The organism is Pseudoalteromonas simplex (assembly GCF_015278155.1).
GTDB lineage: Bacteria > Pseudomonadota > Gammaproteobacteria > Enterobacterales > Alteromonadaceae > Pseudoalteromonas > Pseudoalteromonas simplex.
Map to the genome: position 1 here is coordinate 1 of NZ_JADILN010000038.1, position 538 is coordinate 538.

Genomic DNA, 538 nt, shown 5'->3' on the forward strand with positions numbered 1-538 from the left:
AGTTGTTCAAGTTGCCGCTGTTGCAGCCTTGATGGACGTCCTTGAATAGGCTTATTGTCTAAACCATCAAGCCCATACTCTAGGTAACTAGAAACCCATTTATTCACACTACTTCTTGCTGTGTTTAGACGTTTTGCAATATCGGTTCKGCTATTMCCCTCATAAAATAAWGACACTGCGAGCAATCGCATGCGTTTTCGTGCGTTTGGTTCTTTWCGAGAAAGCGCTAAAAGCTGTTCAGATATGTTTGRATTCAATGTTATTARCCGGTGATTTTATATAGCCTATATTAGATCAGATATTTAAGCGGAATGGTATAAGCCATTTTAGAGATTGCTAACCTGTTATACCATTCCGCATAAAGATTAAATCAATTTAATCCATTCCCGRTTGCACATTTTCTTCACTCGATCCGGGATTGAAATAAAGTGATTCCATGCCTTTGAAACTTCATCGACAATTTCGTCATAGCCCGAAAACACTCTATTGGATAAACAATGCTGTCGTATCCAGCTCCATACTTGCTCTATTGGATTTA

General features: G+C 38.6%; 1 protein-coding gene. It reads right to left on the bottom strand.

All coding sequences use genetic code 11. The features are described from left to right. Positions 1–191 (bottom strand): helix-turn-helix domain-containing protein (locus IRQ78_RS20885; RefSeq protein ID WP_194442983.1); only part of this gene is annotated, 191 nt, incomplete at its 3' end. Between the last annotated feature and the right edge of the window lie 347 nt (positions 192–538).